19 protein-coding genes are annotated in these 20,295 nt (G+C 73.9%); 11 read left to right on the plus strand and 8 right to left on the minus strand.

Features of this window, described 5'->3' with window-relative positions:
- Nucleotides 1-161: 161 nt before the first annotated feature.
- Nucleotides 162-665 carry an ATP-binding protein gene (locus ACH499_RS26010; RefSeq protein WP_399018925.1) on the minus strand — a complete coding sequence of 168 codons (504 nt, stop codon included), beginning with the start codon at nt 663-665 and terminating at the stop codon, nt 162-164.
- Nucleotides 666-876: 211 nt separating this feature from the next.
- Complete coding sequence (locus ACH499_RS26015) at nt 877-1,200, minus strand: hypothetical protein (protein WP_356201507.1); 324 nt, start codon at nt 1,198-1,200, stop codon at nt 877-879.
- A 345-nt stretch (nt 1,201-1,545) separates the two neighbouring features.
- Between ACH499_RS26015 and ACH499_RS26020 the strand changes: the two genes are divergently transcribed.
- Nucleotides 1,546-2,670 (plus strand): PLP-dependent cysteine synthase family protein, encoded by a 1,125-nt coding sequence (locus tag ACH499_RS26020; protein WP_399018666.1) that lies wholly within the window; start codon nt 1,546-1,548, stop codon nt 2,668-2,670.
- 59 nt (nt 2,671-2,729) lie between these two features.
- Here the strand turns inward: ACH499_RS26020 and ACH499_RS26025 are convergent, their stop codons facing one another.
- Nucleotides 2,730-3,551, minus strand: a complete 822-nt coding sequence (locus tag ACH499_RS26025) for a DeoR/GlpR family DNA-binding transcription regulator (protein ID WP_399018672.1) — start codon at nt 3,549-3,551, stop codon at nt 2,730-2,732.
- A 289-nt stretch (nt 3,552-3,840) separates the two neighbouring features.
- Here ACH499_RS26025 and ACH499_RS26030 point away from each other — a divergent pair, with 289 nt between their 5' ends.
- Nucleotides 3,841-6,219 (plus strand): hypothetical protein, encoded by a 2,379-nt coding sequence (locus ACH499_RS26030; protein ID WP_399018674.1) that lies wholly within the window; start codon nt 3,841-3,843, stop codon nt 6,217-6,219.
- A gap of 16 nt (nt 6,220-6,235) precedes the next feature.
- Here ACH499_RS26030 and ACH499_RS26035 read toward each other — a convergent pair whose 3' ends face one another.
- From ACH499_RS26035 to ACH499_RS26050, 4 genes are all read right to left on the minus strand, one after another.
- Nucleotides 6,236-8,683 carry a right-handed parallel beta-helix repeat-containing protein gene (locus ACH499_RS26035; protein ID WP_399018676.1) on the minus strand — a complete coding sequence of 816 codons (2,448 nt, stop codon included), beginning with the start codon at nt 8,681-8,683 and terminating at the stop codon, nt 6,236-6,238.
- A 118-nt stretch (nt 8,684-8,801) separates the two neighbouring features.
- Nucleotides 8,802-9,407, minus strand: coding sequence for a hypothetical protein (locus ACH499_RS26040; protein WP_399018678.1), 606 nt, complete (start codon nt 9,405-9,407; stop codon nt 8,802-8,804).
- 185 nt (nt 9,408-9,592) lie between these two features.
- A complete protein-coding gene (locus tag ACH499_RS26045) occupies nt 9,593-10,420 on the minus strand; it encodes an MOSC domain-containing protein (protein WP_399018680.1) in 828 nt (275 codons plus the stop codon).
- 42 nt (nt 10,421-10,462) lie between these two features.
- Nucleotides 10,463-10,909, minus strand: a complete 447-nt coding sequence (locus ACH499_RS26050) for a DUF6643 family protein (protein ID WP_356201495.1) — start codon at nt 10,907-10,909, stop codon at nt 10,463-10,465.
- Between the two features lie 294 nt (nt 10,910-11,203).
- Between ACH499_RS26050 and ACH499_RS26055 the strand changes: the two genes are divergently transcribed.
- Entirely contained in the window at nt 11,204-12,481 is a 1,278-nt protein-coding gene (locus ACH499_RS26055) for a TerD family protein (protein ID WP_399018927.1), read from the plus strand.
- A gap of 19 nt (nt 12,482-12,500) precedes the next feature.
- Here ACH499_RS26055 and ACH499_RS26060 read toward each other — a convergent pair whose 3' ends face one another.
- Complete coding sequence (locus ACH499_RS26060; RefSeq protein WP_399018682.1) at nt 12,501-13,712, minus strand: glycosyltransferase; 1,212 nt, start codon at nt 13,710-13,712, stop codon at nt 12,501-12,503.
- A gap of 38 nt (nt 13,713-13,750) precedes the next feature.
- Here ACH499_RS26060 and ACH499_RS26065 point away from each other — a divergent pair, with 38 nt between their 5' ends.
- The 8 genes from ACH499_RS26065 (at nt 13,751) to ACH499_RS26100 (ending at nt 20,218) form a co-directional block, all read left to right on the plus strand.
- Nucleotides 13,751-14,536, plus strand: a complete 786-nt coding sequence (locus ACH499_RS26065; RefSeq protein WP_356201492.1) for an aspartate/glutamate racemase family protein — start codon at nt 13,751-13,753, stop codon at nt 14,534-14,536.
- A 74-nt stretch (nt 14,537-14,610) separates the two neighbouring features.
- Nucleotides 14,611-15,153 carry a hypothetical protein gene (locus tag ACH499_RS26070; protein ID WP_356201490.1) on the plus strand — a complete coding sequence of 181 codons (543 nt, stop codon included), beginning with the start codon at nt 14,611-14,613 and terminating at the stop codon, nt 15,151-15,153.
- Between the two features lie 42 nt (nt 15,154-15,195).
- Nucleotides 15,196-15,888 (plus strand): nitroreductase family protein, encoded by a 693-nt coding sequence (locus ACH499_RS26075; protein WP_356201489.1) that lies wholly within the window; start codon nt 15,196-15,198, stop codon nt 15,886-15,888.
- A gap of 342 nt (nt 15,889-16,230) precedes the next feature.
- Nucleotides 16,231-16,611: an RNHCP domain-containing protein gene (locus ACH499_RS26080; protein ID WP_365597933.1), complete on the plus strand. Its 381-nt coding sequence runs from the start codon at nt 16,231-16,233 to the stop codon at nt 16,609-16,611.
- A 19-nt stretch (nt 16,612-16,630) separates the two neighbouring features.
- A complete protein-coding gene (locus tag ACH499_RS26085; protein WP_365597930.1) occupies nt 16,631-17,062 on the plus strand; it encodes an RNHCP domain-containing protein in 432 nt (143 codons plus the stop codon).
- Nucleotides 17,063-17,209: 147 nt separating this feature from the next.
- The gene (lnt, locus tag ACH499_RS26090) at nt 17,210-18,814 is read left to right on the plus strand and encodes an apolipoprotein N-acyltransferase (protein WP_356201484.1); all 1,605 of its coding nucleotides are present in this window, start codon (nt 17,210-17,212) and stop codon (nt 18,812-18,814) included.
- Between the two features lie 68 nt (nt 18,815-18,882).
- Nucleotides 18,883-19,362 (plus strand): NUDIX domain-containing protein, encoded by a 480-nt coding sequence (locus ACH499_RS26095; RefSeq protein WP_356201483.1) that lies wholly within the window; start codon nt 18,883-18,885, stop codon nt 19,360-19,362.
- 55 nt (nt 19,363-19,417) lie between these two features.
- Nucleotides 19,418-20,218 carry a 3-hydroxybutyrate dehydrogenase gene (locus tag ACH499_RS26100; RefSeq protein ID WP_356201481.1) on the plus strand — a complete coding sequence of 267 codons (801 nt, stop codon included), beginning with the start codon at nt 19,418-19,420 and terminating at the stop codon, nt 20,216-20,218.
- Nucleotides 20,219-20,295: the final 77 nt, after the last annotated feature.

Genomic DNA, 20,295 nt, shown 5'->3' on the forward strand with positions numbered 1-20,295 from the left:
GACGCCGCACGCCGGTGCCTCGGCAGTGGCCTCCGAATGGCCCCTACCCGAGCTGCACTCGCGTCTGCGAGGCGCCCCGCGACGGGCGCGCCCGCCGTCGGTGACACCACCGGCGACCGGCGCGTCCGCCCCGCCCGCGGCAGCGAGCGGTCACCGCCCGGTCAGCCGGCAACGGCCGACCGGGCGGGAGCGGGTTGCGGGCCGCCCAGTGCGACGGCGTGGTCGACCTCCGCGAACGCGGCGGCCGGCACCTCCTCGACCAGGCGGCGGGGCGGGCGGGCGGTGACAGTCGGCGCGGGCGCGGCGGCCGGCAACGAGAACCAGACGACCTTCCCGGACTCGCCGTCCGGCCGGGCGCCCCAGCTCTCGCTCATCGCCGCCACCATCGCGAGCCCCCGCCCGCAGGTGGCCAGCGGCGCGGCGTCGTCCACCACGGGCAGCCGCGGATCGTGGTCGCGCACCGAGACCGTCAGGCGGTCCAGGAGCAGCTCTATCTCCACGGTGCACGTCTTGTCGGGTGTGGCATGCAGATGGACGTTGGTCAGCAACTCCGTCACGCCGAGCGCCGCCCGGTCGATCAGGGAGTCCAGATGCCAGTAGCGCAATTGCGCAGATACGATTCTGCGGACCTGGCCGATCCGCGACGGCAGGGCCTGGAGCTCCACCGTGCAGTGTCTGCTTGGGTTGATCACGGCTGCGACTCCCCGACGTAGAGGTCCGGAAGAACACGGAGTTCGGATCCAGCAGGGCGCACGCGGCGCATCGCCGCCTGCTGTCATGGCCGGCGGGCTGGTTCGCAGCGTTATCGCCGGTAAACCCAGAGTGACGTGAAACCAGCGTGACGCAAGGGGTGATGCACCGCAAGTCACGGACATCTCAGGCCGGACGCCCCGCCGCCCGGCGCACGGCCTCGATGAAACGGCGTGCCGCGGGCGGCCCCGGCTCGCCCGGAGCGGGGTCGCGCTCGCCCAGGGTCAGCAGGTAGCGCGTGCCGTTGAGATCGGCGAGCGCCCGGTCCTCCGGGGCGAACCAGGGCCGGGACGCGCGCACCGCCTGCACCGGCGCGCTGTCTATCTCGGAGCCGTAGCTGGTGAGCAACTCCAGCCTGCCGCCGCTGATCCGGACCTGTCCGGCCCGGGTGAGCGAGCGCAGCCGCCTGCCGATCCGCACCCCCGTGGCCCTGAACTCCGGCTCCGCCATGCCGTCGCCCCCCTCGTGCGCGTCGGTGTGCCGGACCGGGCCGCCGCGAGGGCCCCGGTACCGGCTCGTGTCCTGCTCCAGTGTGCGCCCGTGACGGGATCCAGGTCCCGCCGGGTGCAGTGTGCCCGCCCCCGTCGCCGAGCACCAGTACGCGCCGCCGCTTTCCGGGGGCGCCCGGAGCACTCGCGCGCGTGCGCCCCCACCGCGCCGCGCACGGTGCCCCAGCACTGTCTTTGACGCCCCCAAAGGTGTGTTTATGCAGGTGAGAAGCGTGAGGAAGGTGCTTATGATCGGGTGGTCCGGCCGCGCGAGGCGCCGTCGGCGCACAGCCTAAGGAGCCCCGTCGTGAGCACCCCCCAGCAGTCCCGGACCGGCGCCACCCCCGACGTCGACCGCAGCGACGCCGACTACCGGTCGTGGCTGAAAGACGCCGTGCGCAAGGTCCAGGCGGACGCGAACCGGTCGGCCGACACCCACCTGCTCCTCTTCCCTCTGCCGGAACCCTGGGGCATCGACCTCTACCTGAAGGACGAGTCGACCCACCCCACCGGCAGCCTCAAGCACCGGCTCGCCCGCTCGCTGTTCCTGTACGGGCTGTGCAACGGGTGGATCCGGCCCGGCCGCCCCGTGATCGAGGCGTCCAGCGGCTCGACCGCCGTCTCCGAGGCGTACTTCGCCAAGCTGATCGGCGTGCCCTTCATCGCCGTCATGCCGCGCACGACCAGCGCCGAGAAGATCCGCCTGATCGAGTTCCACGGCGGGCAGTGCCACTTCGTGGACGACTCGCGCCGGATGTACGAGGAGTCCGCCCGCCTCGCGGCCGAGACCGGCGGCCACTACATGGACCAGTTCACCTACGCCGAGCGGGCCACGGACTGGCGCGGCAACAACAACATCGCCGAGTCGATCTTCCGGCAGCTCCGGCTGGAACGGTTCCCCGAGCCGGCGTGGATCGTCGCCACGGCGGGCACGGGCGGCACCTCGGCCACCCTCGCGCGCTACGTGCACTACATGCAGCACGACACCCGCATCTGCGTCGCCGACCCGGAGAACTCCTGTTTCTTCGACGGCTGGACGACCGGCGACCCGGACGTCACCTGCGACTGCGGCTCCCGTATCGAGGGCATCGGCCGCCCCCGCATGGAGCCGAGCTTCGTGCCCGGCGCCATCGACCGCATGATGAAGGTGCCCGACGCCGCGAGCGTGGCGGCCGTACGCGCCCTGGAGCGGGCCATCGGCCGCAAGGCCGGCGGGTCCACGGGCACCGGGCTGTGGAGCGCCCTGAAGATCGTCGCCGAGATGGTGGCCGAGGGGCGCCGGGGGAGCGTGGTGACGCTGCTGTGCGACCCGGGCGACCGGTACCTCGACAAGTACTACTCGGACGCGTGGCTCGCCGAACAGGGCCTGGACATCGCCCCGTACACCGAGGCGATCGAGACACTGCTGAGCACGGGCGCCTGGCCCGAGTAGCCGCCGGGGCCCGAACCGACGGACGGCCGGGCGGACCGGTCGCCGGGCCGCCCGAGGGGTCAGTCGACGCTCTCCGGCTCGCCCGCCACGATCAGCCGCAGATGCTCCGGGATCTCCGCCCGCGCCTCCGCGGGCAGTCCGCCGTCGGTCACCAGCGTGTCGACCTGCTCCAGAGCCGCGAACGAACTCAGGCCGACCACACCCCACTTGGTGTGGTCGGCGACCACCACCACGCGCCGGGCCGACTGCACCAGCCGGCGGTTGGTCTCCGCCTCGGCGAGATTCGGCGTCGACAGACCGGCCTCGGCCGATATCCCGTGCACGCCGAGGAACAGCACGTCGAAGTGGAGCGCGGCGATCGCCTGGTCGGCGACCGGCCCCACCAGCGAGTCCGAGGGGGTGCGCACACCGCCGGTCAGCACCACCGTGGCCGTGCCCTGCCGCGTGCCCGAGGTGCGCTGCGCCACGTGGAACACATCGGCGACCCGCACCGAGTTGGTCACCACGGTGAGGTCCGGCACGTCCACCAGCCGGTGCGCCAGCGCGTACGTCGTCGTACCGCCCGACAGGGCGATCGCCGCGCCCGGCGCGACCAGCTCGGCCGCGGCCCGCGCGATGTCCTCCTTGGCGGTCGGTTCCAGACCCGACTTGGCCTCGAACCCCGGTTCGTGCGTGCTCGCCTCGACCACCGGCACCGCACCGCCGTGCACCTTCTCCAGCACGCCCTGCCGTGCCAGCGCGTCGAGGTCGCGGCGGACCGTCATGTCCGAGACGCCGAGCTTGCGGGTCAGCTCGTTGACCCGGACACCGCCCCGGCGGCGCACTTCGTCGAGGATCAGGGCGCGCCGCTGCTCCGCGAGGAGGTTCGGATTCTCACTCACGTACGCTTCGGTCCTTTCGCCGCAAAACCGTCCGACACGCCCCCCGCACCCGCTCCGACGGGGAAATCCCGCCATCTCGGTGCATGGGCGTCCCATCCTCGCACGCCCCGCCACGGCCCGCGCCACCGGCCGCCGGACGCGAACATGCCACTTTCCGGACCGCTTCCGGGGCCGTCCGTCACACGGCTCGGGGAGATTCCGTGCCGAGGGGTGCGCGCCGGGCGGGAAGTCGGGATCCTTGTGCCGGCACGGACACAGCCGACGGCGCGTCACCGGGGGAGCAGGGACAGTGGAACAGACGCAGGAACGGTCCGGAGCGGACGGCGGCACCGGCGGCGCCGTCCCCGGACCGCGGCCCGGGGAGACCGGCACCGCTCTGGAACTCCTGGTGCACGGCGTGGGCGGTACGACGCCTGCCGAGATGCTGGACGACCCGCGCACCGTGCGGATCACCGGCGACCACGTCGCCGCCGTCTTCCGGCGCACCGAGGACGCCGACGCCGAGTCCCGCCCCGAGGACTACCGGGACCGCCCGGTGCCCGAGGCCTACGTCTGGTGCAACCTCACCTCCGGCAACGGCACCCGCGCCCTGTGGCTGCTGCTCCTGCCGTTCATGGTGGTCAACCTCGCGCACTGGATGCGTCCCACCGCGCGTGGCCGGATCCGGACGGTCCGTCTCTACGGGCTGCTGGTGCGGCTCACGGGACTGACCCTCACGGTGCTGCTGGTCGCCGCGGCCTGCGAGGTCGCGATCGACCTCGTGGCCTGGCAGTGCGCGGGCACGTCCGCGTGCGCCGAACGGCACTCCTGGCTGGGCTTCCTGTCACCGGCGGCGTCCGACGGCGGCTGGTGGAGCACGCCCGGCCGCAGGCTCGCCCTCGCGGCCGCCGTGCCCGCCGCGCTCACCGGACTGCTCTGGTACCTGTCCCTGCGCACCTGGCGGGCGTACGAGTCGCAGCAGCCGATGGACCGCTCCACCGACCCTCAGGAGGACGCCGGCCGCACCGCGCTGAACCGGCCCGGCTTCTGGTACGGGCGGCGGCTGGTGGCCCGGCTGCGCGCCGCGCACACCGCGGCGGGCCTGCTGACGGTCGCCGCGGCGGTCGGTGTGCCGGCGGCCCGCTTCGACCGCGCGCCCGGCGGGCCCGCCCTGCTGGACACGCTGGGATGGCTCCTGGAGGCCGCCCTGGCCGCCGGCACGATCGCGGTGGTCGGCGTCACCTGCCGCCGGGGCCGCAGCGAGAACCGCCTCGACCGGGAACTCGACCGGCACCTCGTACGACGCCTGCCGCTCGCGGCCCTCGTCCTGCTCGTCCTCACCCTCGTGTACGCCGGCTGGTCCCGCCCCGGCTGGACGTCCGCGGGCCGGCTGCCCGGGGACGCGACCTTCGGCGCCATCACCCTGGTGCAGGGGCTGCTGGTGATCGCCCTCGCCGCGACCGCCCACGCGCTGCACCGCACCCTGCCCGGTGCCCGCACCGCGATCCGCGGCCTCGGCGGACCCGCCGTCGCCATGCTGGCCTGCGCGCTGGGCGGCGTGATGACCGGCGGGGTCGCGCAACGGGTGTCGGACTGGCTGGACGGGACCGGGGCCTTCCTCGACGGCCCGCCCGTGCTGCTGACCTGGCAGGCGTCCGTCATCCCGCCGCTGCTCGTCGTCGTCCTGCTGCTGTGCGCAACGCTCGCCCGCCGCACCTGGCGACTGGCCCGGGCCGAGCGGGCCGCCGTGGAGGACGAACACCCGGGCGAGACCGGGGACCCGGCCCGCACCCGCCGCATCGCGACCGCCCGCGCCATGGCCGGGCTCACCGACCAGGGCCCCCTCATCGTCGCCATCGTCTCCGTCACCACCCTGCTGCTGGGCGCGGCGGCCCTGGTGGGCGCCCTGACGACCGACCGGGCACCGGCGGACGCCGCCCGCGGCACGTACCCCGTCGTCCACGGCGCCGCGCAGACCGCGCAGGCACTGGGCTCCTGGCTCATCGGCCTAGGCTTCATCCTGTTCGTCACCTGGGGCAGGCGCGCCTACAAGGACGCCTCCGCACGGCGCACCATCGGCATCCTGTGGGACGTCGGCACCTTCTGGCCCCGCGCCGCCCACCCCTTCGCGCCGCCCTGCTACGCCGAGCGCGCGGTGCCCGACCTGACCTGGCGCATGGCGACCTGGACCCGGGCCACCGGCGGACGGCTGGTCATCTCCGGCCACTCGCAGGGCAGCGTGCTCGCCGCAGCCGCGGCCTGGCAACTGGCGCCCTCCGCCCGCCGGCGCGTCGCCCTGCTGACCTACGGCTCCCCGTTGGAGCGCCTGTACGGCCGCTGGTTCCCCGCCCACTTCGGGCCCGACGCGCTCGGCTCCCTGCACCGGGACGTCGACTGCTGGCGCAACCTCCACCGGCTCACCGACCCCATCGGCGGTCCGGTGCGGCTGCCCGGCGACAGCGGACCGGCCGTCGACCGGGAACCGCTCAAGGACCCGCTGACGTACGGCCGTACCGAACTGCACCCGCTGCCCGCGCCGATCCTCGGCCACTCCGACTACCAGGCCGACCCGGCCTTCGCCGAGGAACGCCGACGGCTGCTGGCCCGGCTGCGCCCCGAGGTCCCCACGGCGCGGCCGGCCGGGCAGGCGCGCGTACCGGGAGCGGACGGCGGCCCCGCCGACTGCTAGGGCCCGGCGCCCGCCCTCACCGTCCGGGCAGCTCGGGCAGGTCCTCGGCGTAGAGCAGCGTCAGGTCGTCCGTGCTCGGGTCCGGGAGCTGGGCGACCCGGCTCGCGTGCCGCTCCACCATCGCCTCGAAGGTCTGGCGGGCGGTGCGGCCGTTGCCGAACGCCGGGCCCTTGGGGATCGCCGCGAAGTACCGGGTCAGCGCCTCGGGCACGCCCGGCGCCAACCGGTACTCGTGCTCCTCGGCCTGCTGCTCCACGATCCGCAGCAGTTCCTCCGGCCCGTAGTCGCCGAAGGTGATGGTCCGCGAGAAACGGGACGCCACGCCCGGGTTGACGGACAGGAACCGCTCCATCTCCGCCGTGTAGCCCGCGACGATGACGACGACGGCGTCCCGCTGGTCCTCCATCAGCTTCACCAGCGTGTCGATGGCCTCCTTGCCGAAGTCCCGGCCCGCGTCCTCGGGGGACAGCGCGTACGCCTCGTCGATGAACAGCACACCGCCGTGCGCCCGCTGGAACGCCTCCTGGGTGCGGATCGCCGTGGAGCCGATGTGCTCGCCGACCAGGTCGACCCGGGACACCTCGACGAGGTGGCCCTTCTCCAGGACGCCGAGGGAGGCCAGGATCTCGCCGTACAGCCGGGCGACCGTGGTCTTGCCGGTGCCGGGGGAGCCGGTGAAGACCAGGTGCCGCTTGACCGACGCCGCCTTCAGCCCCGCCTGCTGCCGGCGCCGGCCCACCTCGATCATGTCGGTCAGCGCCCGGACCTCCCGCTTGACGCTCTCCAGGCCGACCAGCGCGTCCAGTTCACCGAGGACGGCCTTCGAGGTCCGCGCGGGCTCCTCGGGCGCCGGGCCCGCTATCAGCGGCTCCTGCTCGGTGCTGCGCTGCCCGGGGATCGAGCCCAGCAGGCCCAGGGAGGGGCTCACCGTCTGCACGGCCGTCTCCCGCGCGGGGGGCGGCGCGATGCCCCCGCCGCTCTCGTCGCTGGCGCAGTCCTCGACGAGCGGTCCCGTCTCGGACGACCCGTCCGGACCACCGTCCGCGAACTCGAAACCGCCGCGCGCGCACCGCTCGGTGCGGCACTTGCGCAGCGTCGTGCGACAGCCGTCGATCACGTGGAAGCCGTAGCCGGCGCTGCCGGTCACCCGGCAGTTCACGAAGCTGCCGCGCCCGCCCGCCGACACGTACACACCGGCCTCCGAGGGGGAGTCGACCGTGCAGCGCTCGATGGTGGGGTCGGCGCCCTTGGTGACGATCACGCCGGTGCGGTTGCCGTCCAGGGTGCAGTTGTTCAGCGTGCCGCCGCTGCCGTGGTCGCGGAACCAGGCGCCCGTCGCCGCGTCCCGGATGCGGCAGTCGTCGAGCTGAGCGGTGGCGCCGTCGCTGACCGACACGGCGGTGTTGCGTACCTGCGACAGGTCGCTGTCGACGACGTCCGCGCGGGAACCGCGGTCCAGGACGAAGAGCGCGTCCGGCACGTCGTGCACCCGGCAGGAGTCGAGGACGGCGGTGGCGCCGTCGCTGACCCAGACCGCCGGGTAGTCGCCGGTGCTGTCGAAGATCTCGCACTGGTTGGCGTCCACGCGCGTGCCCGGGTCCCACACCGACAGGCCGTTGCGCCCGAACTGCCGCACACTGGTGCGGGTCAGGGTGAGCACGGAGCGGGAGCGCAGGTCGACCGCGTTCTCCGGGATGTCGTGGATGCGGCAGTCGGCGAGCGTGAGCACCGCGTCGGTGTCGAGCGTGACGCCGTCGCCCGTGGTGCGGTGCACGTCGCAGTCGGTCAGGTGCGCGGTGGCGCGGCCGGTGATCTGGACACCGCTGCCCCGCACCTCGTAGATCTCGCACCCCACCGCCTCCAGGGCCGAGTGCTCGCCGGTCGCCGTCAGGCCGGAACCCGCCGCGTGATGGATCCGGCAGCGCTCCAGCCGGGGGTGCGCCCCGGAGCGCACGGCGACACCGGCCTGGCCGGCCGAGACGACCTCGCACTCCTCGAACACCCCGCCCCCGCCGTCGAGGACGGCGATGCCGATGCCCGCCGGATTGTCGACGGAGCAGCGCCGCACCGTCGGACGGGCGCTGCCGCGGACCTCGATGCCGGACGCGGAACGCGTGACGACCCGCACGCCCAGCAGCTCGGGGGTGCCCTCCTCGACGAGGAGGGCGGGCGCCGCAGCGTCCTGGCCCTCGACGTACAGGTCCTGCACGACGGCCGAGGCGCGCAGGGTGAGCGGCACCCCGTCGACGGGCGCGATCCGCACCGAGCCCTGGGCTCCCTCGGGCCCGCGCAGGGTCACCGCCCGCTGGACGACGAGGTTCTCCCGGTAGGTCCCGGGGGCGATGGTGAGGACGTCGCCCTCGGCCGCGGCCTCCAGGGCGGCGGCGAGCGAAGCGTACTCACCCGTGCGGCGCCGCCACCGCGAGGTTCCGGTGTGCGTCACCTGGACCGTGCCCTGTGCCATGGCGTTGCTGTGCCCCCACCTCGTCGTACTGATCGCTCGCGCGGGATGTCGCCGATCCGTTCGGCCGGTCCACCGTAGCGTGCGCGCGGACGGTGAGTTGACCAGAGGAGGCGGCCCGTCAGCTACCGGTGCCGGTCCGGCCCCAGTCCGGACCCGCCCGGTCCCACTCCCGCCCCCAGCGGTCGTGGCGCCGTCGGACCATGCGCCACACGGATATCCGCCGCACGCCCTCGATCACGGCCGCGGCCAGCAGGGCGGCGCCGACCCCGGCGGTCACCGCGTGCGTGGTGGCGGTGGCGGGGTCCAGCGGGCCGGCCACGATCCGGCCCCCTTCGTCGGTCCACATGCGGAACCGGTCCCCGGGCGCGGGGTCCTGAAGGGTCGTCAGGACGTCCTCGCGGTGCTCCGAGCCGTCCGGCGCCGTCCACCGGGCGAGGACACGGCTGCGTCGCTCCGGGACCACGACGACCTCCGGCTCGACGGCCGGCGCGGACCGCTCCAGCTCACGGACGACGGAGGCCGTCACCCGGTGGCGCGACTCGTGCTGGTCCCGCACGGACCGCTGAAGGGCGTCCTGCGCCGCGCCGCCCACGAGCACGCCGGTCAGGGGCGCCAGGGTGAGGATCAGCAGCAGGGCGGCCAGCGCGACCCAGCCCTCGGCGAGGTCGGTGGGGCGGCACAGCGGGTTGTGACGCCAGCGCCAGAGCCCCTTGATCGCCCGCACCGTCCGACCCCCTTCCCGCTCCCGCGGCCCCGTCGACACGTCCGGCCCGGAGCCGGCCGGGCAGGACCTGACGGTGCCTCACTCGGCTTGCCCGGCCGCCTCTTTCTCATCCTCGTCTCATGAAGTCCAACGCCGGGACCGCGGAGCGGGTTCCCCTCCTCGGGGATGCGGGCGTGTCTGGTGCGTCACTCGGCGATCGTCACCGGGTCGCCGACCCGTATCGTGCCGGGCCCGAGCGGCACCAGGTTCTGTCCGAAGACCAGCTTGCCGTCGATGCGGCGATGGCGCCCGAGGGTGTGCAGCGGCTCCTTGCCGCGTTCGGCGGAGTGCTGGTCGGTGGTCGTGACCACGCAGCGTCCGGACGGCTTGGCGACCCGGAAGGCGACCTCGCCGACGGTGACGCGCGACCAGCCGTCCTCGGCCCAGGCGGCGGTGCCGGAGACGACCAGGTTCGGCCGGAAGCGGTTCATGGGCAGCGGCCCCTCCGCCGCGTGACGGCCCTCGGCGATCAGGGAGTTGAGGGCGTCGAGCGAGGCCGTCGTGGTCAGCAGCAGCGGATATCCGTCGGCGAAGGAGACGGTCTCGCCGGGCAGTGCGTACCGCGGGTCGACGGGCCGGCGCGTGGCGGGCTCGTCCAGGTGCACCAGCCGCACCCTCGCCCCGAGGTAGGCGCTGCACCAGGCGTGCGCGGCGTCGTCCCGCGCCGGCACCGCCTCGACCTTGTCGCGGAAGATCTCCACCGGGACCGTCTCCGCCGGCTGCGGCACGGGCACGGTCAGCGGTGTGCGTCCGGGCGCCGAGAGCCGAATGCCGCCGCCGGGCAGAAGCTCGGCGGCGGCAAGGGCGAGACGCGGCTGCTCGCGTTGAGTGACGACCTTTCCCCTGTCGTCGACCAGCATCCAGCGGCGGTCTCCGGCCAGCCCCCAGGGCTCGACCACGGCCCGGCCGGGCGCGAGGGCCCGGAACGCCTTGACCGGATGGACGTGGATCGACTGCAGTCGCGTGTTCCCCATGGGGTCATGGTGCCAGGCGGCGCCGGACCCCCGGGGAACGGATCAGTACCCGGGGTACTGCTGGCTGTTGTACGGGTCCTGATAGGGCGCCGGGGCGGGCCGCGGTGCCGCGGGACGCATCGCCTCGTACCCCGCTGGGCCGGGCGCGGCCGGGCGGGGCGGCTGCGGCTGCTGCTGGGGGCCGGGGTATCCGCGCGGTGCGCTCGCCTGCTGCGGGATGTACGCGGCGGGCGCGTGCTGGAGCGGTGCGGGCTGCGGCATCTGCTGCTGCGGATAGCCGTAGGCCGGCTGGGAGGGGGCCGCCGGAAGGGCGGGCAGGGCCGAGGGGAGCGCCGGCAGATGGCTGCTCGGAGCGTCGTACGCGGCCGGAACCCGGATCGGGGCGATCTGCGGGGTGCCCCGCTCGGCGACGAGCGAGTCGTAGATCGGGGTGTCCGGGAACGAGGCGGAGTAGTAGCCGCCGCCATAAGAGGAGCGGGGGGAGGTCATGGCCATAAGTTAAGCCCACGATGTGCTGGTTGGGGAGACCGATAAGAGGGTTGTTTTCCGTGCTCGCAGTGACCTGACATCCCCAATCCGAGCGAAATCGGGGAAATGGGGCGGCGTGAAACGTGTTTTTGGTGTAAAGCCCAAGTTCCAGGCGGGTTACCGGTGGTTGACCGGACCTCTTCGGTACTCCCCGCGAGCGCCGCGCGGACGGGAGAATAGGTTGGGCGGGGAAACTCGACGGAACCGCCGGGGCCCGGCCCGGCGCCGTGACACGTGATGGGGGCGGACATGTCAATGTCGAAAGGCCAGAACACCCCGGTGCCGACAACGGCGCTGCGCGTCGAACTGGGCTGGCGGTCCGGCCCCGGTGTGCCCGACGCCGACGCCTCGGCGCTGCTCCTGGTCGGCGGAAAGGTCCGCTCCGACGCGGACTTCGTCTTCTACAACCAGCCGGCGCATACCTCCGGCGCGGTCCGCCACGAGGGCAAGCGGGACACCGGCGGTCAGGTGACCGACAGCCTGCTGGTCGACCTCGCGCTCGTGGAGCCCCAGATCGAGACCGTCGTCGTCGCCGCCTCCTCGGACGGCGGCTCCTTCGGACGGGTCCCCGGCCTCCGCGTCGAGGTGCGCGACGCGGCGCACGACACCGTGGTCGCCCGCTTCGACAACCCGGGTGCCACCGTCGAAACGGCTTTCGTGCTCGGCGAGTTCTACCGCCGGCAGGGCGCCTGGAAGTTCCGCGCCGTCGGCCAGGGGTACGACAGCGGCCTCGAGGGCCTGGCCACCGACTACGGCATCACCGTCGACGAGCCGCAGCAGACGCCCCCGGCCCCCGCGGCCGCCACGCCCCCGGCCGCGCCGCCCGCCGCGCCCTCCGTGACGCGGCCCGCGGCCACCCCGCCGCCCCCGGCGACGGCGCCCGCCACGCCCCCGGTCCGCCTGACCAAGGTCACGCTCACCAAGGCCGCGCCCTCCGTCTCCCTCACCAAGCAGGGCGGCACCTCGGGCGCCATGCGCGTGAACCTCAACTGGCAGGTGCGCAAGCAGTTCTCGGGCTGGGCCCGCAAGCTCGGCCGCCCGGTCGCCATGCACGACGACCTCGACCTCGACCTGTGCTGCCTGTACGAACTCGGCGACGGGAGCAAGGGCGTCGTCCAGGCACTCGGCAACGCCTTCGGCGCCCTGCACCGGCCGCCGTACATCCACCTCGACGGCGACGACCGCACCGGCGCCGTGGCGGCCGGCGAGAACCTCACCGTCAACCTCGACCACCAGAGGGACTTCCGGCGCATCCTCGTCTTCGTGACCATCTACGAGGGCGCGCGCTCCTTCGCCGACCTGCACGCCACGGTCACCCTCCAGCCCCAGTTCGGCGCCCCGATCGACTTCTCCCTCGACGAGTGCACGGTCCCCTCGACGGTGTGCGCCCTCGCGCTGATCACCAACACCGGCAACGACCTGGTCGTCCAGCGCGAGGCCCGCTACCTGGTGCCCGAGCGCGGGGTGAGCCCGCAGCGGACGGTCGACCACGCCTACGGCTGGGGCATGAACTGGACCCCGGGCCGCAAGTGACGCCACCCGGCGCGGGTCCTCAGCCCTCGTCGGGCACGGCGCCCGGACGGGTGTAGGTGCGGCCCTTCCAGGCCGCACCGCGCCCCCGGTAGTGCTGCACCGCGGAGTCGACGGTCATCAGCAGGTACAGGAACGCGGTGAACGGCAGCAGCGGAGCGAGCCACGGCGGCTGCCGGTAGTACCGCAGCATCGGGAGGTACGTCCCCGCCATCACCAGCCACGCGCCGGCCCCGCACGCCGCGGTCGCCGCGCTCCCGGCCGCCACGCCCGCGGCCACCGCCGCCGGCGGCACCAGGTACACCAGCACCAGCCCGGCCACCGTTCCGGCGAGCAGCAGCGGGTTGTGCCGCAACTGCGCGTAGGCGCTGCGCGAGACCATCCGCCACAGGTCGCCCAGCCGCGGGTACGGTCGCACGCTGTCCACCCCGTCGGCCAGCCCCAGCCACACCCCGCCGCCGCTGTCCTTGACCGCGCGGGCGAGTGCCACGTCGTCGATGACCGCGTGCCGGATGGCGTCGGGGATCCGCGCCCGCTCGGCCGCATCGGCGCGCAGCAGCACGCAGCCGCCCGCGGCGGCCGCCGTCCGCGTCCCCCTCCTCCCGATCCGCCGGAACGGGTAGAGCTGCGCGAAGAAGTAGACGAAGGCCGGCACCACCAGCCGCTCCCACGCGCTCTCGACGCGCAGCCGTGCCATCTGGGAGACCACGTCGTACCCGCCGGTGCGGGCGGCGGCCACCAGCCGGCGAAGGCTGTCGGGGGAGTGCGCGATGTCGGCGTCCGTCAGCAGCAGGTACTCCGGCTCCCGCGCGCCTGCCAGCGCGATCCCGTGCCGCACCGCCCAGAGCTTGCCCGTCCAGCCCGCCGGCGGCTCCCCGGGCGAGGCCACGGTCAGCGGCAGGCCCCCGTGCCGCCGGGACAGGTCTCGCGCCAGGTCACCGGTGCCGTCCGTGCTGCCGTCGTCGACCAGGAAGACCTCCGCCCGCCCCGGGTAGTCCTGGGCGAGCAGCGACGGCAGGCTCGCCGCGAGCACCGCCGCCTCGTCGCGCGCCGGGACGACGGCACACACCGCGGGCCACCCGTCCGGCTCCGCGCGCCGGGGCAGTCTGACGTCGGTGCGCCAGAAGAAGCCCTGGGCGAGCAGCAGCCACAGCCAGGCGGCGAGGGACAGGGCGGACACGACGGTCGTGACGGAAGTCCACACATCGGCGCTCACGTGCGCAGTCTGCCCCACGACGCGGCGTGTGCGGGCCCATCGTCTATCGTGGCCTGGTGAAGATCGCGCTCATGGACTCCGGAATCGGTCTGCTGGCGGCCACCGCAGCGGTACGGCGCCTGCGGCCGGACGCGGATCTCATCCTCTCCCTGGACCCCGACGGCATGCCCTGGGGCCCGCGCACCCCCGAGGACCTGACCCGGCGGGCCCTGGCCGTCGCCGAGGCCGCCGCCGAGCACCGCCCGGACGCCCTGATCGTCGGCTGCAACACCGCCACCGTGCACGCACTGCCCGCCCTGCGCGCCCGCTTCGAGCCCGGCCTGCCGGTCATCGGCACCGTCCCGGCGATCAAGCCCGCCGCGGCCGGCGGCGGCCCCGTGGCCATCTGGGCGACGCCCGCCACCACCGGCAGCCCCTACCAGCGCGGACTGATCGAGGAGTTCGCCACCGGCACCGAGGTCGCCGAGGTGCCCTGTCACGGTCTCGCCGAGGCCGTCGAGCACGCGGACGAGACGGCGATCACCGAAGCCGTCGCCGCCGCTGCGGCGCTCACGCCCTGCGACGTGACGACCGTCGTCCTGGGCTGCACCCACTACGAACTCGTCGCCGAACGCATCCGGGCCGCCGTGCAGCGCCCCGGAGGCCCGCGCCTGGTCCTGCACGGCTCCGCCGGGGCGGTCGCCGCCCAGGCACTGCGCCGGATCGGTGCGAGGCCCGACCCGGGAGCCCCGGCCGAGGGCACCCTCACCGTGCTGCTGAGCGGACGCGAGGGCACCCTGCCGGCGCCCGCCTCGGCCTATGAGGAGGGCCGTCTGATGCGGACGGCCACCCCCGCGGGCTGACCTCACGCCCGCTCGGCCCAGTCACCCTGTGCGACGAGGTACCCGCGCAGCGAAACCTGAGTAACCTCATATCCATGAGTCAGCGCCCCGGCGAGAGCACCCCCGCACCGGACGTCTGGACCGGACGAGCCACCAACCGCGTCCAGTGGCTGCTGGCGCTCATCGGTGCCGCCTGCATGGCGCTCGGCATCGCGCTGGCCGTCGACTCGGCGTGGGAGTCCGGCATCGCCCCGCTGACCATGGCCGTCGTCGGCTGCATCGCGGCCGGGCTGCTCGTCCTCTTCGGCACGCTGGCGTTCGTGCACGTCGCGCTCAGGGTCGACGAGGAGTGCCTCGAGGTGCGCTGCGGCCACATCGGCCTGCCCCGCCGCCGCATCCCCCTCTCTCACGTGGTCGGCGCCGAGTTCGTCCCGCACGTCACCCCCCGCCACTGGGGCGGCTGGGGCTACCGCTGGCGGCCCGAGAAGGGCACCGCCGTCGTCGTACGGCGCGGCGAGGGCGTCGTGCTGCGGCTGTGGGACGGCCACACCTTCACCATCACGGTGGACGACGCGGAAGCCGCCGTCCAGGTCATCAAGGACCGCCTGCGTCCGAAAACCCCCGGCCCCGCTCACTGACGCACTGTTTACGGGGCCCGGCGGGCGTGCTGTGCTGTCCCCATGGACCAGACCAATGAGCTGAGCGGAGCGCCGGCCGCCGCGCCCGCCCACCCCACTGTTCCGCACCGGCCGCTTGCCGTACCGGCCGGGGAGGCCGAGGCGCGGGCCCGTACGTTCCACGAGGTGATGGCCCGCCGCCGGACCGTGCGCGACTTCTCCGACCGCCCCCTGCCCGAGGGCGTGGTCGAGTGGGCGATCCGCACCGCCGCCACCGCGCCCAGCGGCGCGAACGTCCAGCCGTGGCGCTTCGCCGTCCTCACCGACCCCGAGCGCAAGCGCCGGCTGCGCGAGGCCGCCGAGGCGGAGGAGCGGGAGTTCTACGGCCGCCGCGCCTCCGCAGAGTGGCTGCAGGCCCTGGCGCCGATCGGCACCGACTGGAGGAAGCCGTTCCTGGAGACCGCGCCCGTGGTGATCGTGGTCTTCGAGGTCCACAAGGGACCCGGCTCCCCGCGCCCCTACTACACGAAGGAGTCGGTGGGGATAGCCGTCGGACTGCTGCTGGCCACCCTCCACCAGGCGGGACTGGCGACCCTCACGCACACCCCCAGCCCCATGCGCTTCCTCAACGACGTCTGCGACCGCCCGCCCGAGGAACGCGCCGCCTACGTCATCCCGGTCGGCTACCCGGCCGACGACGCGCGGGTGCCCGACATCCGCCGCAAGGCACTGGAGCAGGTGATGGTGCGGCTCTGACGGTCCCGGGGCACGGCTTCACCCCCCGTATTAATTCGCTGGCACGCGGGCCGGGGCCGTGGTTAGGCTCCCGGCGAGTCCTGTCGACCTGCGCTGGGCGCGCCGCGCCCTGGAAAAGAGACTTTATGCCCCGGCCCGCGCTGAGCGCGCCTCGCTCCGTCTGACCGTCCGATCCCCGAAGGCCGTCCCCGGCCGGTGACCGGACGTGTTCTCGGCGGTCCTGATCCAGCCCACGCCACCGTGTCCCGCGCTCATGCCGCGGCGCGGGGGTGGGCCTCCTCGTCGAGGCCGCTCGGCCTGCTCTTGCTGTCCTCACAGACCACTCAGCAAGGAGCACTCCGGGTGTCCAGCACCAAGAAGACTCTCCCCAGCACTCCCCGCAACGTCCTGACCGGCACCTTCGTCTGCGCGTGGTGCGGTCTGACCGTGTCCGCCGCCGCCGGCGACGGCACACGGCGCAACCACTGCCCCTCCTGCCTGCACTCCCTGCACGTCCTCGACCACGTCGAGGGCGGCCCGAGCGACTGCCACGGCCGGATGTCCCCCATCGCCATCGCGGTCCTGCGCAACGGCGACTGGATGGTCGTCCACCGTTGCGTGCGCTGCGACGAGCTGACCTCCAACCCGGTCTGCACGGACGACAACCAGCTCATCCTGATGCGCATGGCCGTACGGCCACTGGCGCAGCCGCCCTTCCCGCTCGAAGTGTTCGGCGAGCTCTGAGCCGGAAGGAGGGACGATCATGCCAAGACGCGGCAGAAAGCCCCGCACGCGCGCTCAGGCACCACGGCGCCCGCAGCGGCACAAGGACGTCCTCCACCGCCAGGGAGGACACCGGGCGAACGATTTCCGGTGCGTGGGCTGCCGGCTGGACGTGTCCCTGGACGCACCCGGCACCACGCACCGCAACCACTGCCCGAACTGCCTGGTCAGCCTGCACGTCGACCGCCGGGTCCCGGGCGACAGGGCCGCGGACTGCCGCGGGCGCATGGAGGCGCTGAGCGTGTCGGCACGGCCCGACGGCGAGTGGATGATCATCCACCAGTGCCTGTCCTGCGGCGAGCTCAGCGCCAACCGGATCGCGGGCGACGACAACGCCCTGGTCCTCGTGCGCCTGGTGCTCAAACCGCTCAGGGACAACAGCATCGCCCATCGCGTCCTGCTGACCCTGTGACCGGTTGCCCCGTCGGACAACCCGGCCGGGCCTGACGGAACGAGCGGACCGCCGCCCCCACCCGAGGAGGCGGCGGTTCTCTCGTACGGCCGGGCGCCCCCGAACCGCGATGCGGGTGGCGAGGACACGCGCCGTACACTCCGGGGGGTGACCGTCACCGCAACCTCCGTCGACGAGCCGGACCGGCTGAAGCCGCAGGCCACACCCGCCTCGCGCCTCGCCGCGCGGCTGTATCCGGCCGCCGCGGCCGCGCTCTCCGGAGTGCTGCTCTACGTCAGCTTCCCGCCGCGCACCCTGTGGTGGCTGGCCCTGCCCGCCTTCGCCGTCCTCGGCCTGGTGCTGCGCGGACGCGGCTGGAAGGCGGGCCTCGGTCTCGGCTACCTCTTCGGGCTGGGCTTCCTGCTGCCGCTGCTGGTGTGGACCGGCGTGGAGGTCGGCCCCGGCCCCTGGCTCGCCCTGGTCGCCATCGAGGCGCTCTTCGTCGCGCTGGTCGGCGCGGGCGTCGCCGCGGTGTCGAAGCTGCCGGCCTGGCCGGTGTGGGCGGCCGCGGTGTGGATCGCCGGGGAGGCGGCACGCGCGCGCGTGCCCTTCCACGGCTTCCCCTGGGGCAAGATCGCCTTCGGGCAGGCGGACGGCGTGTTCCTGCCGCTCGCCGCGGTCGGCGGCACACCGGTGCTCGGCTTCGCGGTCGTCCTGTGCGGCTTCGGCCTGTACGAGGCCGTCCGCCTGGCGGTGGCGACCCGCCGCACCCGCACCGTGAAGAGGGGAGCGGCGGCAGCGGCCCTGCTGAGCGTCGCCGTCCCCGTCGTGGCCGCCGTGGCCGCCCGCCCGCTGGTCAGCGACGAGGCGGAGGACGGCACCGCCACCGTCGCCGTCGTCCAGGGCAACGTGCCCCGCGCCGGACTCGACTTCAACGCCCAGCGCCGCGCCGTGCTCGACCACCACGCGCGCGAGACGGAACGCCTCGCCGCCGAGATCGAGGCGGGCAAGGCCGAGCGGCCCGACTTCGTGCTCTGGCCGGAGAACTCCTCCGACATCGACCCGTTCGCCAACCCCGACGCCCATGACGTCATCGACCGGGCCGTCAAGGCGGTCGGCGTGCCCGTCTCGGTCGGCGGCGTCGTGGAACGCGACGGCAAGCTGCTCAACGAGCAGATCCTGTGGGACCCGGACAAGGGCCCCGTCGACACCTACGACAAGCGGCAGATCCAGCCCTTCGGCGAGTACCTGCCGCTGCGCTCGCTCATCGGGGCGATCAACGACGAGTGGACGTCCATGGTCAGCCGGGACTTCAGCCGCGGCACCGAACCCGGCGTCTTCACCATGGCCGGCACCCGCGTCGGCCTCGTCACCTGCTACGAGGCCGCCTTCGACTGGGCCGTGCGCTCCGAGGTCGCCGACGGCGCCCAGCTCATCTCCGTGCCCAGCAACAACGCCACCTTCGACCGCAGCGAGATGACCTACCAGCAGCTCGCCATGTCCCGCATCCGCGCGGTGGAGCACAGCCGGACCGTCACCGTGCCGGTCACCAGCGGCGTCAGCGCGATCATCATGCCGGACGGCCGGATCACGCAGAAGACCGGCATGTTCGTGGCGGACTCCCTGGTCCAGGAGGTGCCGCTGCGGTCCTCCGAGACGCCCGCCACCCGGCTGGGCACCGCCCCGGAGATCGCCCTGGTGCTGGTGGCGGCCGGCGGGCTCGGCTGGGCCGTCGGCGCCGGCGTGCGCGGGCGGCGCGCCCGTGACGTGTAGCCGTACGCCCGTCGCACGCCCCGTGAAGTCGCCGGGAGCGGCCCCACCGGCCCGTTAAGGTCGGGCGCATGGCTACTCCCGACTTCATCCGCGATCTTCGCGCCTCGGCCGGACACCAGTTGCTGTGGCTCCCCGGGGTCACCGCCGTCGTCTTCGACGACGAGGGGAGGGTGCTGCTGGGCCGGCGGGCCGACAACGGGCGCTGGTCGCTGATCGGAGGCATCCCGGACCCCGGGGAGCAGCCGGCCGCCTGCGCCGTGCGCGAGGTGGAGGAGGAGACCGCCGTGCGGTGCGTCGTCGAGCGGCTGGTCCTCGTCCAGGCCGTGAACCCGGTCACGTACGAGAACGGCGACGTCTGCCAGTTCATGGACGTCACCTTCCGCTGCCGTGCCGTCGGCGGCGAGGCCCGCGTCAACGACGACGAGTCGCTGGACGTGGGCTGGTTCGCGGTGGACGCCCTGCCGGACCTCGGGGAGTTCGGGCACTTGCGGATCAAGCAGGCGCTGGCCGACGCACCCGCATGGTACGAACCCACTGGTTCCATCTGAAATATAGGTCGTGCCCACATGGGGCGGGGCAGGGGCGCTGCCTAGGGTCGAAGGCATGACCTCGTCCAGCGCCCTCCCGCCCCCGCACGTCACGCCGCTCGACCTCGGTGGCCGCACCGCCCTCGTCACCGGCGCCGCCGGCGGCATCGGCCGCGCCTGCGCACTACGGCTGGCCGCCGCCGGCGCCAAGGTCAGAGCGGTGGACCGGGACGCCGCTGGGCTGGACGCGCTCGCCGAACGGGCCGGCGGCCTCACGGGCACCGTCGAACCCCACGTCCTGGACCTGACCGACCTGGACGCCGCCGAGCACGCCGCCGCCGGCACCGACGTCCTGGTCAACAACGCCGGACTGCAGATGGTGCGGCCCCTCGAGGAGTTCCCGCCGGACGTCTTCCACACGGTGCTCACCGTGATGCTGGAGGCGCCCTTCCGGCTCATCCGCGGCGCCCTGCCCCACATGTACGGGCAGGGCTGGGGCCGCATCGTCAACATCTCCTCCGTGCACGGCCTGCGCGCCTCCGCCTACAAGGCGGCCTACGTCTCCGCCAAGCACGGGCTGGAGGGGCTCTCCAAGACCGCCGCCCTGGAGGGGGCCTCACACGGCGTCACCTCCAACTGCGTGAACCCGGGCTATGTGCGCACCCCGCTCGTGGAGAAGCAGATCGCCGACCAGGCCCGGGCGCACGGCATCCCCGAGGAGCAGGTGCTGTCCGAGGTACTGCTGCGGGACAGCGCGGTCCGCCGGCTCATCGAACCGGAGGAGGTCGCCGAGGCCGTCGCGTACCTGTGCGCCCCCCAGGCGTCGTTCGTCACCGGCACGTCCCTCGTCCTGGACGGCGGCTGGACCGCGCACTGAGCGGCAGGAAGGCCCGCGCGCCCGGCCGTGCCGTCCCGGCGGCCGAGGTTGTCCACAGGGCTGCCGGGACGACCGTG

The sequence above is a fragment of the Streptomyces sp. NPDC018947 genome, assembly GCF_044390505.1.
Lineage (GTDB): Bacteria > Actinomycetota > Actinomycetes > Streptomycetales > Streptomycetaceae > Streptomyces.

Coding starts and splice junctions, on each gene's coding strand:
- ACH499_RS26015 (WP_356201507.1), bottom strand. CDS start 1,200: ATGGCGGAGCCGGAGTTCAGGGCCACGGGGGTGCGGATCGGCAGGCGG.
- ACH499_RS26035 (WP_399018676.1), bottom strand. CDS start 8,683: ATGGCACAGGGCACGGTCCAGGTGACGCACACCGGAACCTCGCGGTGG.
- ACH499_RS26045 (WP_399018680.1), bottom strand. CDS start 10,420: ATGGGGAACACGCGACTGCAGTCGATCCACGTCCATCCGGTCAAGGCG.
- ACH499_RS26050 (WP_356201495.1), bottom strand. CDS start 10,909: ATGACCTCCCCCCGCTCCTCTTATGGCGGCGGCTACTACTCCGCCTCG.
- ACH499_RS26055 (WP_399018927.1), top strand. CDS start 11,204: ATGTCGAAAGGCCAGAACACCCCGGTGCCGACAACGGCGCTGCGCGTC.
- ACH499_RS26070 (WP_356201490.1), top strand. CDS start 14,611: ATGAGTCAGCGCCCCGGCGAGAGCACCCCCGCACCGGACGTCTGGACC.
- ACH499_RS26075 (WP_356201489.1), top strand. CDS start 15,196: ATGGACCAGACCAATGAGCTGAGCGGAGCGCCGGCCGCCGCGCCCGCC.
- ACH499_RS26085 (WP_365597930.1), top strand. CDS start 16,631: ATGCCAAGACGCGGCAGAAAGCCCCGCACGCGCGCTCAGGCACCACGG.
- ACH499_RS26095 (WP_356201483.1), top strand. CDS start 18,883: ATGGCTACTCCCGACTTCATCCGCGATCTTCGCGCCTCGGCCGGACAC.
- ACH499_RS26100 (WP_356201481.1), top strand. CDS start 19,418: ATGACCTCGTCCAGCGCCCTCCCGCCCCCGCACGTCACGCCGCTCGAC.